A 12,817-nucleotide genomic window follows, 5' to 3' on the forward strand; every position below is an offset into this window, starting at 1 on the left:
ACCGGGTCCATATCGAGATGATTTCTATCATGTCCTCCGCTGCATCTTTCCGCACAGAAAACGACCTGCTTGGCGCCCTCGAAGTACCGGCTCAAGCGTATTACGGCATCCAGACCCTGCGAGCGGTGAACAACTTCCGCCTCTCGGGCGTTCCGATTTCGCATTACCCGAAACTGGTTGTCGGCCTGGCAATGGTCAAACAGGCCGCTGCTGACGCCAACCGCGAGTTGGGTCACCTGAGCGAAGCCAAGCACGCTGCCATCAGCGAAGCCTGTGCCCGATTGATCCGCGGTGATTTCCACGAAGAGTTCGTGGTCGACATGATTCAAGGTGGCGCCGGTACGTCCACCAACATGAACGCCAACGAAGTGATCGCCAACATTGCTCTGGAAGCAATGGGTCACCAGAAAGGCGAGTACCAGTACCTGCACCCGAACGACGACGTCAACATGGCGCAGTCGACCAACGACGCTTACCCAACGGCGATCCGCCTGGGTCTGCTGCTCGGTCACGACACCCTGCTGGCCAGTCTCGACAGCCTGATTCAGGCATTCGCGGCCAAGGGCAAAGAATTCGATCACGTCCTGAAAATGGGCCGTACCCAGCTGCAAGACGCCGTGCCGATGACCCTCGGCCAGGAATTCCGTGCCTTCGCCACCACCATGGGCGAAGACTTGGCCCGTCTGAAGACGCTGGCTCCGGAACTGCTGACTGAAGTGAATCTGGGCGGCACCGCGATCGGTACCGGCATCAACGCCGACCCGCGTTATCAAGCGCTGGCGGTACAGCGTCTGGCCCTGATCAGCGGTCAACCGCTGGTACCGGCGGCCGACCTGATCGAAGCGACTTCCGACATGGGCGCCTTCGTGCTGTTCTCCGGCATGCTCAAGCGTACTGCGGTGAAGCTGTCGAAGATCTGCAACGACTTGCGCCTGCTGTCCAGCGGCCCACGCACCGGCATCAACGAAATCAACCTGCCAGCGCGTCAGCCAGGCAGCTCGATCATGCCTGGCAAGGTCAACCCGGTCATCCCGGAAGCCGTTAACCAAGTAGCGTTCCAAGTGATCGGTAACGATCTGGCGCTGACCATGGCAGCCGAAGGCGGCCAACTGCAGCTGAACGTGATGGAACCGCTGATCGCTTTCAAGATCTTCGACTCGATCCGCCTGCTGCAACGCGCCATGGACATGCTGCGCGAGCACTGCATCGTCGGCATAACCGCCAACGAAGCGCGCTGCCGCGAACTGGTCGAGCACTCGATCGGTCTGGTCACCGCACTGAACCCGTACATCGGCTACAAAAACGCCACCCGTATCGCCGGCCTCGCCCTTGAAAGCGGCCGCGGCGTGCTGGAGCTGGTGCGCGAAGAGGGTCTGCTCGACGAAGCCATGCTCGCCGACATCCTGCGCCCGGAAAACATGATTGCTCCGCGTCTGGTTCCGCTCAAAGGCTGAACCGACACGTTACTTGTAGCACCGCTCACCAGGTCGAGGGACTAGACACCTCTCACCTTTTGAGGGCTTGGGGATTTAGTCCCCAAGCCCTTTTTTTTAACTTTCTGACCCTGAGACCCGTATGTCTGGGGATTGCTTTATGTGGGAGCGAGCCTGCTCGCGAAGACGGCGGCACATTCAAAAACGATGTGTCTGCAATACCGCTTTCGCGAGCAGGCTCGCTCCCACACAGAGCAGTTCCTGCACAAGCCCGGCGCCGGTAACGCCGGGTGTTTCAAAGCTTCGTTTCGTCGCTTGCACCACTACCGTGCAGACGGGCGCGCCACTGATCGGTATAGTGCCGCCCCTCTTCGCGTGAGCGGTCGTCGGTAACGAGGCCATAACCCATGCGAAACCCGAACTAATAACAAACCCGCGAAATGGACCGGGACGAAACCTTCGCCTCACCCGTCGTGCCGCGCGCACACCGGTGTAACACGATGTTTCTTCCATCCAGCATTTGCTTACACAATAAACAGCGAGGAAAAATCCATGCTCGAAGTCATTAACGACTTCCTCTCAGGGAAAGTACTGATCGTGCTCATTGTCGGGCTCGGTAGCTACTTCACGATTCGCTCGCGTTTCGTTCAATTGCGTCATTTCTTCCACATGTTCGCGGTGTTCCGCGACAGCCTCAAAGGCAGCGCCGGGCAACTCAGCTCGTTCCAGGCCCTGATGCTCAGCCTTGCCGGCCGTGTCGGTGCAGGCAACATCGCCGGTGTCGGCATCGCCGTGACCCTCGGTGGTCCAGGTGCAGTGTTCTGGATGTGGGTGACCGCTCTGGTCGGCATGTCCAGCAGCTTCTTTGAGTGCACCCTGGCCCAAGTCTACAAGCGCGCCGATGGCGACGGCTTGTACCGTGGCGGCCCGGCCTACTACATCCAGCACGGCCTTAAGCTCAAAGGCATGGCTGTAGTGTTCTCCGTCCTGCTGCTGGTCACCTACGGCTTCGCCTTCATTGGCCTGCAGTCCTACACCGTGACCCACTCGCTGCAGAACGCCTTTGAGTTCAACCCACAACACACCGGTATCGTTCTGGCAGTGCTGCTGGCCATCACCTTCATCGGCGGCATCAAGCGTATCGCCTCGGTGTCCGACCTGCTGGTACCGGTCAAGACCCTGGCCTATATCGGCGTGACCTTGTACGTGATCGGTACTCAGATCGAACACGTGCCGGCCATGCTGGAAACCATCTTCAAGAGCGCCTTCGGCCTCGACCCGGCCTTTGGTGGCCTGCTCGGCAGCGCCATCGTCATGGGCGTGAAGCGTGGCGTGTTCGCCAACGAAGCGGGTCTGGGCAGTGCGCCGAACGTCGCCGCCGTGGCCGCTGTGAAGCACCCGGGCGCGCAAGGCGTGGTTCAGGCCTTCAGCGTGTTCCTCGATACCTTCGTGATCTGCACCTGCACCGCGCTGCTGATCCTGTTGTCGGGCTTCTACACCCCGGGCTTCGAAGGTGACGGCATCGTCCTGACCCAGAACTCGCTGGCCGCTGTGGTTGGTGACTGGGGCCGTATGTTCGTCAGCGTCGCGCTGTCGCTGTTCGTCTTCACCTGCATCCTCTACAACTACTACCTGGGCGAAAACAGCCTGCAGTTCCTTACCCGCAATCGCGCTGCGCTGATGATTTTCCGCGGTCTGGTGCTGGCGCTGGTGGTATGGGGTTCGATGCAGGACCTGTCGACCGTGTTCGCCTTCGCCGACATCACCATGACCTGCCTGGCCTTCGTCAACCTGGTGGCCCTGGCCATGCTGTTCAAGGTCGGCATGCGCGTGATGCGCGACTACGACGCGCAGCGCCGCGCCGGCGTCAAACAGCCGGTGTTCGACTCGAGCAAATTTGCCGATCTGGATCTGGACCTGAAGGCCTGGCCGACCAACCCGTCTGCCGCTGCCGGCCAGACCGATGCCGAGCCGCAAGGCGTGCCTGCAGCGCAACGCTGACAGGTAAATGACGGGCGCATCCCCTGCGCCCGTCAGTTATTGTGATGCAATAACCTGTAGGAGTGAGCCTGCTCGCGATAGCGGTTCATCATTCAACATTTATGTTGGCTGAAAGACCGCTATCGCGAGCAGGCTCACTCCTACAGGAACTCATCTTTCGGAGAATCCTATGAACCCTTCGACTTATCCCGCCGCCCAACACGTCATGGTGCTCTACACCGGTGGCACCATCGGCATGCAGGCCAGCGCCAACGGTCTGGCCCCGGCGTCCGGTTTCGAAGCGCGGATGCGCGACTACCTGCACAGCCAGCCTGAACTCGTCGTGCCGCAGTGGCGCTTCCGTGAGATGTCGCCGCTGATCGACAGCGCCAACATGACTCCGGCCTACTGGCAGCAACTGCGTGAAGCAGTGGTCGATGCAGTTGATGTGCAAGGCTGCGACAGCGTGCTGATCCTGCATGGCACCGACACGCTGGCGTATAGCGCCGCAGCCATGAGTTTCCAGTTCCTCGGTCTGCACGCGCGCGTATGCTTCACCGGCTCCATGCTGCCGGCTGGCGTGACCGATAGTGATGCCTGGGAAAACCTCGGCGGCGCACTGGTCGCGCTCGGTCAAGGCCTGGCGCCAGGCGTGCATCTGTACTTCCATGGTGAACTGCTGGACCCGACCCGTTGCGCGAAAGTGCGCAGCTTTGGCCGTCATCCGTTCAAGCGGCTGGAGCGTCAGGGCGGCGGCGTGAAAGCCACCTCGATTCCTGCGTCATTGAACTACAACCAGCCGAAACAGCTGGCCAAGGTTGGCGTGCTGCCACTGTTCCCGGGCATAGGCGCCGAGGTTGTCGATGGCCTGCTCGACAGCGGCATTCAAGGTCTGGTGCTGGAGTGCTACGGCAGTGGCACCGGACCGAGTGATAACGCCGAATTTCTCGCCAGCCTCGGCCGCGCGCGCGACAACGGCGTGGTGGTGGTGGCGGTGACGCAGTGCCATGAAGGCGGCGTCGAGCTGGATGTGTATGAAGCCGGCAGTCGGCTGCGTAGCGTCGGCGTGCTGTCGGGCGGCGGCATGACCCGTGAAGCGGCGTTCGGCAAATTGCATGGTTTGCTCGGCGCCGGCCTGGAAAACGCCGAAATACGTCGCCTGATCGAACTCGACCTGTGTGGCGAACTGAGCTGATCGGTCCGACTATCAGGATTAAAACCGCACAGCATATATATCTACCACCATCGCTCGATTGTGCCCCCCTAGCATGAAGCAACCCCGAGGCCTGGCCTCGGGAAGCTCCATCACCAATGCAGGGATGCACGATGATTTCATCCAGCTCAAGCTCCACTCCACAAGCCGTCAGCGACGCCAACCCCATTGAAACGCTGATCACTCAACTCAGTGTCGGACCCAACTTGCGCGATGTGGCGGCCGTCCTGCTGCGCCAGCATTTGCGCGAAATGTATCCCGCGCTGGATCTGGACCCCGGCAGCACAATGGTCGGCAGCCCGGCCTGGGCGCTGAACGACGACCAGATAATGGCCGGACCTACGGCTTATCAGGCACTCACTGAAATTCTCGCCAACCAGGTCGTGCACGGCATCCCGGCCCTGTATATCGAAGGCGAGCACTTCCTTGCGCAACAACCGATCAGCGAACCTGCGGTACATTTGCCAGTGCGAATCGACGAAATCGCCAACCTGCTCAATTTGCTGGCGCCGATAATGCTCACGGCCTTCCAGGAACAGCAGCTGGCGTTCTGGAACAGCACCGGCGACAGCTCCGGGCCACGCTGGCAGGCGTTGTCCGACACCCTGCGCAAGCTCTGGAACGTCAATCAGATAAAAGGCTGGAGTGATGCTGACTGCGCGATGGCACGCGCGCTTTATCAAACACCGGCGCAAGTCGACAGAAAACCCGACGATCTCTACCAGCTCAACGCGTACCTGATCGCCATCAACCTGATCGATGGCGACAACGTCAAGCATCTGAACGAAGTTTCGATGGTCGTGTTGATCGGCAAACAGAAGACCGAGACGGTCATCCTTGCCCATTCATTACTTAACGGTTACCAGAAATTCGACTCTCTGGAAAAGCTCGGAGCAACCTTGCCCGAGCATATCAGTGCCGCCGAAACCTACCGAGATGTGCAATGGCGGTTGCTCGAACCCCCGGGCAGCATTTTCGACTACCAGGCCTGTGCGTTGGTCTCCGTTCAAATCGATGTGATCGGTTCACTGGACTTCTCCGACAGTGTTCCAACTGAGGGCGAGAAACCGTTATCCACGTCGACACCTGAAGTGCATGAGTCCGCGAAGAACAAAAGCCCGGGCCTTGACTGGTTCAGAGACGCCCTTCCCGACTGGCTGAATGACGCTTCCCTGCCGGACCTGAACAACTACTCTCGCCACCTGAAAGATCTGGCCGCGCTTAACAGTCAAAACAAGGGAAAGTCCTATCTGGATGGAATCCTGCCGATCAGCGAATACGCGCTGGCCGAACTGAATGCCCTGCATGCAAAAACCCTGCTCGAGCACGCGGAACAATTGCGCACCGCACCGGAACTGGAAACGGCGCTGGAGTCACTCCAGTTGCAGGTAAAAAGTCCGGTGATCTGGGGCACGTTCACCGTTCCGGGAAAGATCGACACCTACAACTTCAGCGTCGTCGATCTCGCATTGCAGAATCTGATCGCGGTTCCTCCTCTGGGCGACAAGACCCTTGTTTCAACGCGTGGCAAGACACTGCCTGCATGGCTGACCGTGGATTATCTGGAAGGTCTCGTCACCCGCGCGGACATCGGTACGACTTACCCGGCCCTGATCAAAAAACAACTGCTCGACAGCACGCCGGCGTCGGCAGCCCGGCAGGCTCTGTTTGCCCGACACTTGCGCATCCAGCTACCGTTGCTGGCCCTGCAGTGCAAGATCCGCAGTGAGGCGGGCATTGATGCGCGTGGATACCGTTACGTCATGGCCGTGCTGGAACCCGACAGTAAAAAACGTCTAGTCGAGAACCAGACCATCGTCATGCGTCCGCTGGCCTTTATCCCCAAACGCAGGACTGACGGCAGCAAGGACGAGGTCGCCAACATGTTCGTGATCGGCCCCGAGGATCCTAGCGCCGGGCCATGCCTGTTGTACCGCCCGATGCTCGACCAACCCCTGAGCCAATATCCGTCAACCAGCAATTTGCTTTACGCCATCCAGCAATCGTTCAGCCTGCGCGACTCGGTGCTGGCCTGGTTGCCGGACAACGCCCGTAGCGACTACGCCAACTATGTTTTCCCCGGCACCTTGCCGTCGCCCTGGACGGTCACCGAGTTTCTGATCGATTCCAGCAAGTTCACTGTCATGAGCGGACCGATCGGTTTGAGCTCGACAAAGCTCGACGGCGACCTCCCCAACGCGCTGTTCAAAGCCAACGCGCAGGCAATGGTCACCCTTGCCGACCGCCAGTCGGTATCCAACAGCGAAAATCGCTGGGCCAGCTTCAAGCGGGCGGGCTGGATACTGTTCAACGGCATCCTGCCGTTTCTCGGGCGCGTCGCCGGCGCTGCCACGTGGATCTGGCAAATCATGGATCAATTGCAGGCACTGAAAGAGGCCCATGAGCAAGACGACAAACCCGCGCAATGGGCAGCGCTCACCGATACGATGCTCAATCTGGCCATGGCGATCACTCTGCATATCGCCGCCCGCAGTCCAAAAAACCCACGACCCCGCCAGGAACCAGCCACTTCAAAACCGACAATAGATCCGCTGCCTTCAGTGCCGACCCGCACCCTCAAGCAACTCGCCAAGGGCGCCCCTCACGAAGTGACAGACTTGCAGCAAACACTGAACATCAGCGGAGCGGTGAATCACAAACCGACAAGCCTGAGCGTGGTGCTGAACCACTTCAAGATCGAGCGTCCGCAAGGACTGGGGGCCGCCAGTACGGAAGCAGGTCTCTATCTTCATCTCTATCGCCAGGGTAAAAAATACTACGCACCCGTAGGCAAGGACTGGTACGAAGTCACCGTAGACGATAACGGCACCGTGATCATCATCGATGCGCAAACAGCCGCACGCTCAGGTCCGGCGCTTATCAGCAATCTGCGCGGAGACTGGTTCGTCGATACCCGTTTACGCTTGCTTGGCGGCGGTTCAACAAGCCTGACGCGGGCGGCTGAGGCGGAAGGGCAACGGCAGGCAGACAAACTGCGCACCCGTCTGACAGCCTTCGAAAATCGCAAGGCAACTGCGCAACAAGAACTGGAACAAGCCCATCAGGCGATGAGTACGGCCACCACCGAAACGGCGGCGGCTCAGCGCGAGCAATTTCTCAAGACGCTGGAAACACAACGAGCCGCCTATGGCCAGGCCTTGAGTGATCTCCGGGCATTGCATGTGTTTTCGCCAACAGCCGACTATCAGCAAAGATCTCTCGGCTACCTCAAGGCTCAACTTGAACTCACGCATGCCGGTATTCGTGAAGCACTGACCGTGTTCACACCCAAATTGCGCAGCATCCTCGATCATCTCGAGCGTCAGGCCGAAGTCCGCGAGGATCGGCAAATTGCCGAAGCGCAACAGATGGTCGTGCTCAATCAGGACATGATTGCGCGACTCGAGAACATCCAAGCGCGGATGCAAGAACTGAAAACATTCAAAAGGGATGGCTTGCGCCTGATGCAACACACGCGCAGAACACTTCCTGCGTATTCGATCGACGACCTCAAAGCATTGCAGGTGACGCTGGCGCGCAACACGTGCCTGGCCGAGCACTCAGTGAACAGCGCCGCCGATGCCTGGCGTAACCTCGACCATATCGTCGACACCGCCGACATTGCCGTGCAGGCCTTGCGCGACACACTGGGGGAGCGCAGCGTCGCACGGCTCGACGAGCGTATCGACAGCCTCAACGACCTCATCGAGCAATTCAACGTACTCGATGAACGCCTTGCCGACTTGCATACCACCTACGCCGAACAAGTGCTCGAAGCGCCCTTTGCAAGGTTGCGCGGCCAACTCGACCAGTTCAACCGCCACGCCCAACGCAATCTGGTGCTGGTGCTTGAAGAGCGGGACACCTTGAGAACTCAGCCGGTACCACACCCACAACCGCCACGGCCGAAGAAGAAGTTTATCCACACACGCTATAACGGCGTGCTGATCGGCGAGCCACGCCTGACGGAACAGGGGCTGGAAACCGATCTGGTCGACATCAAGTCGCCTCTCACCAACAAGGTGATCGCCACATTCCATCAGAAGCCACCGGGAACCTGGGTTGAACGTTTGAGCAGCGAGTCACCCAAGATCCCGAACCCGGCACTTGAAACCAGTCTGAATAACGGGCAAACCTTGCTCGATACGCTGGCAGCGTTTACTACGCGCATGAATGAGCTCATCAAACAGCCAGGGCGCTCGCCAGTCGGCGTCGAGTTTCTGTTTCATCAACAGGCCCTGCAACTGGAACACATCAGCAGCGCCATTGAGCAGGCACTGACGGACAGCAACGCCACCGAGAGCACCCAGCGTTCGGCTGCAGTTATCAATAAAAAGCTCAGCGATGCCGTCGCAGATCTTTACCAACAGGCCAGCACGGCCTTGCTGAAAATGACCAAGGAGCAACCACCCACGCCAGCGGCTGTTCTCCGACTGCAGGAAAACAACGCGATCAATATCGCGAAGACCGTCAGCCGGCGGCGTCTCAAGGGTAGCAAGACACTCTATCTGGACGAATACACCATCACCGACCGGACTACGCGCAAAGTGCTCTGGTATGCACATTTCCTTTATTCCACCGCATGGGTGCCAAACAAAGCGTTCCTTTATGCGCGCCTCAAGACACCGCAGGAGCAGCAACTGGGGCAGGAAGCCAATAGTATTCGCGGACTGAACGGTGCACAGCGACTGGCCTACTATCGCAGCATGATCGGCCTGGATAAGGCGCAAACGTTGTTTTTCAACAGCGACTGAGTAGCCCGACCAGCCTTGCGAACGCCTGCCAACAAGCGGGCGTCTCGCGCGGCACGCTACTTGCTCGCTTCCTGCAAACCCGAACGGAGGCCCCCATGCTGCACTCCCACCTCACGACTCTCAACGCCGTTTCGCTGATACTCAACACCTTCAAGGCCGAAGGCTTGTCGAGCGACGCGCTACTGGCCGGCAGCGGCATCAGTGCGGCAGATTTGCACCGGGCCGACACACGCATCACCACCAATCAGGAGATGCAGGTCTGCGCCAATGCGGTCGCGCTCAAGCACGATATCGGCCTTGAACTGGGCCGGCGCATGCACGTTTCCTGCTACGGCATTCTCGGTTACGCGCTGCTGACCTGTGCCACCTTCGGTGACGCTTTGCGCCTGGCGATCCGATATCCGGCGTTGCTGGGAACACTTTTCGAACTGAGCCTGGAAGACGATGGCGAGCGCGTCTGGTTCGTCGCGGCGGATTATCGCGAGAGCCCGGCGATGGCGGTGTTCAATGCCGAGTTCTGTCTGGTCTCACTGAAAGTGATTTGCGACGATTTGCTTGGTCATCCCCTGCCGCTACTGGCCACACGATTCGAACACACCGCCCCCGATTACCGCGACAGCTATGCCGAACACTTCGACAGCCCTCTGCACTTCGCGACCAAGGACAACGCGTTCGCCTTCGACCGACGCTGGCTCGATCAGCCGTTGCCGCTGGCCGATGCCATCACTCACCAGGCCATGGAAGAGCGCTGCCGCAAGCAGAATCTGGAGTTCACCGGGCGTCAGGCCTGGCTCGGACGCATCCGTCGGTTACTCAGTGCGCAGTTGAACGCTGCGCCGGGCCTGGAGGGTCTGGCGCAGCAGATGAACTGTTCGCCGCGCACGTTGCGCCGTCACCTCAAGGACATGGGCAGCAGTTACCAGGAACTGCTCGATGAACTGCGCTTTGAACGGGCCAAGCAGATGCTGTGTGAGGATCAACTGCCGATTTACCGTATCGCCGAAACCCTTGGCTTCAGCGAAACCGCGAGTTTTCGCCACGCCTTCGTGCGCTGGAGCGGTGTCGCCCCCAGCCAATTCAGGGCTTGAAAGTCAAAAGATCGCAGCTTTCGGCAGCTCCTACAGGGATCGGTGTAAGAGCTGCCGAAGGCTGCGATCTTTTGATCCTCAGGGGGCGAATTGTGGTCAGAATTTTTGGCCATATCGATCCCATTTTGGCCTTTCCTGCCGTTCTCCGATTCGCTGTGCGCCGCAACACTGGGGGCAACCGAATCAGCCCTGCGGAGAACAACAAATGCTGACGATCTACTCAGACGATCACCACCTGCACCATGGCCGCTGCGAACTCATCGATGGCCAGCTCAAACCGTGCTTCGAAATGCCGTCGCGCGCCGACCACGTCTTGCAGCGCGTACAAAACCAGAACCTCGGCGCGGTCGAGGCGCCGAAGGACTTCGGACTGGAGCCCATCGCGCGCATCCACAGCCGCGACTATCTCGACTTCTTCAAGGGGGCATGGGATCGCTGGACCGAATTCAACACCGACGGTGATCTGCTGCCCTACACCTGGCCGGCACGAACCCTTCGCGCAATCAAACCGACCAGCCTGCATGGCCAGCTCGGCTATTACAGCTTCGATGGCGGCGCACCGATCACCGCCGGCACCTGGCAAGCGGCCTACAGCGCGGCGCAAGTGGCCCTCACCGCCCAGGCGGAAATCCAGCGCGGCGCACGCAGCGCTTTCGCCCTGTGCCGTCCACCGGGACACCACGCCGCCAGCGACTTGATGGGTGGTTATTGCTACCTCAACAACGCCGCCATCGCCGCACAAGCGTTCCTCGATCAGGGCCACAAAAAGGTCGCGATCCTCGACGTCGACTATCACCACGGTAACGGCACGCAGTCGATTTTCTACGAGCGCAGCGACGTGCTGTTCACCTCGATCCACGGTCACCCGGAAGCGGAATTCCCGTTCTTCCTCGGCTATGACGACGAACGCGGAGAAGGCGCCGGTGAAGGCTTCAATTTCAACTACCCGCTGCCGGCCGGTTCTGGCTGGGACGTGTGGAGCGCAGCGCTGGATCAAGCCTGCGAGGAGATCGACCGCTACGGCGCCGACATCATTGTCGTGTCGCTCGGCGTCGACACCTTCAAGGACGATCCAATCTCGCAATTCAAACTCGACAGCCCGGATTATCTGGCGATGGGCAAGCGTATTGCCGCCCTCGGCAAACCGACCCTGTTCGTCATGGAAGGCGGTTACGCCGTGGAAGAAATCGGCATCAACGCGGTAAACGTGCTGGAAGGTTTTGAGCAATGAAAACCCTCACACACCTCATCGCGCCAGCCCTGTGCGCCGCACTCATGAGCACGACCGCCCACGCTGAAGAACGCACGTTGCGCGTCTACAACTGGTTCGACTACATCACGCCCAAGGCGCTCGAAGACTTCAAAGCGCAGAACACCCAGACCAAACTGGTCTACGACATCTTCGACACCAACGAAGCGCTGGAGGCCAAGCTGCTCACCGGCAACTCCGGCTACGACGTGGTGGTACCGTCCAACGTGTTTCTCGCCAAGCAGATCGAGGCCGGGGTATTCCAGCCGCTGGATCGCAGCAAGCTGCCGAACTGGAACCACCTCGATCCGAAACTGATGAAGCTGATCGAAGCCAATGATGCGGGCAACAAATTCGCCGTGCCGTACATGTACGGCACCATCCTGATCGGTTTCAATCCGGCGAAGGTCAAGGCGGCGCTGGGCGACAATGCGCCGGTGGACAGTTGGGACCTGATCTTCAAGGAAGAGAACATCAGCAAGCTCAAGCAGTGCGGCGTCGCCCTGCTCGATTCGCCGTCGGAAATTCTGCCACTGGCCCTGCAACACTTGGGTCTCGATCCGAACAGCAAGAACCCGGCGGATTACGCCAAGGCTGAAGCGCTGTTGATGAAGATCCGTCCGTACGTGACTTATTTCCATTCGTCCAAGTACATGGCCGATATCGCCAACGGCGACATCTGCGTGGCAGTCGGCTATTCCGGCAGCTTCTCGCAAGCCGCCAACCGCGCCAGGGAAGCCAAGAACGGTGTGGTGGTCGATATGCGCCTGCCCAAGGAAGGTGCTCCGATCTGGTTCGACATGCTCGCGATTCCCAAGGGCGCGAAGAACACCGAGGACGCCTACACCTTCATCAACTACCTCCTGCAGCCGGCGGTGATTGCACCGGTCAGCGACTTTGTCGGTTATCCGAACCCGAACAAGGACGCCACGGAACTTGTCGACCCGGCGATCCGCAACAATCCCAACCTGTACCCGACGGATGCGGCGATGGGCACGCTGTACACCCTGCAACCGTTGCCCCGTGATGCCGAGCGGGCACGCACCCGGGCCTGGACCAAAATCAAATCAGGGACTTGAGAGCTCTGCCAGAAAAGACCC

At 59.6% G+C, this 12,817-nt stretch carries 7 protein-coding genes; all 7 read left to right on the forward strand.

Annotated elements, in window-relative coordinates:
- Positions 1 to 29: 29 nt before the first annotated feature.
- The 7 genes from aspA to ACIPIZ_RS16325 all read left to right on the forward strand — a co-directional run bounded on the left by aspA (position 30) and on the right by ACIPIZ_RS16325 (position 12,796).
- Positions 30 to 1,454: an aspartate ammonia-lyase gene (aspA, locus tag ACIPIZ_RS16295; protein WP_064389610.1), complete on the forward strand. Its 1,425-nt coding sequence runs from the start codon at positions 30 to 32 to the stop codon at positions 1,452 to 1,454.
- Positions 1,455 to 1,985: 531 nt separating this feature from the next.
- Entirely contained in the window at positions 1,986 to 3,434 is a 1,449-nt protein-coding gene (locus tag ACIPIZ_RS16300) for a sodium:alanine symporter family protein (RefSeq protein WP_064389611.1), read from the forward strand.
- Between the two features lie 169 nt (positions 3,435 to 3,603).
- Positions 3,604 to 4,608, forward strand: coding sequence for an asparaginase (locus tag ACIPIZ_RS16305; protein ID WP_122660265.1), 1,005 nt, complete (start codon positions 3,604 to 3,606; stop codon positions 4,606 to 4,608).
- Between the two features lie 131 nt (positions 4,609 to 4,739).
- Positions 4,740 to 9,380, forward strand: coding sequence for a hypothetical protein (locus ACIPIZ_RS16310; RefSeq protein WP_401166079.1), 4,641 nt, complete (start codon positions 4,740 to 4,742; stop codon positions 9,378 to 9,380).
- Between the two features lie 95 nt (positions 9,381 to 9,475).
- Positions 9,476 to 10,468 (forward strand): AraC family transcriptional regulator, encoded by a 993-nt coding sequence (locus tag ACIPIZ_RS16315; RefSeq protein ID WP_064389613.1) that lies wholly within the window; start codon positions 9,476 to 9,478, stop codon positions 10,466 to 10,468.
- A 205-nt stretch (positions 10,469 to 10,673) separates the two neighbouring features.
- Positions 10,674 to 11,699, forward strand: coding sequence for a histone deacetylase family protein (locus ACIPIZ_RS16320; protein ID WP_064389614.1), 1,026 nt, complete (start codon positions 10,674 to 10,676; stop codon positions 11,697 to 11,699).
- On the forward strand, positions 11,696 to 12,796 hold the full coding sequence (locus ACIPIZ_RS16325; protein WP_105704698.1) for a polyamine ABC transporter substrate-binding protein: 1,101 nt from the start codon (positions 11,696 to 11,698) through the stop codon (positions 12,794 to 12,796). Before ACIPIZ_RS16320 ends, ACIPIZ_RS16325 begins: the two co-directional genes overlap by 4 nt.
- Positions 12,797 to 12,817 lie beyond the last annotated feature (21 nt).

The sequence above is a fragment of the Pseudomonas sp. NPDC087690 genome, assembly GCF_044743175.1.
Taxonomy (GTDB): domain Bacteria; phylum Pseudomonadota; class Gammaproteobacteria; order Pseudomonadales; family Pseudomonadaceae; genus Aquipseudomonas.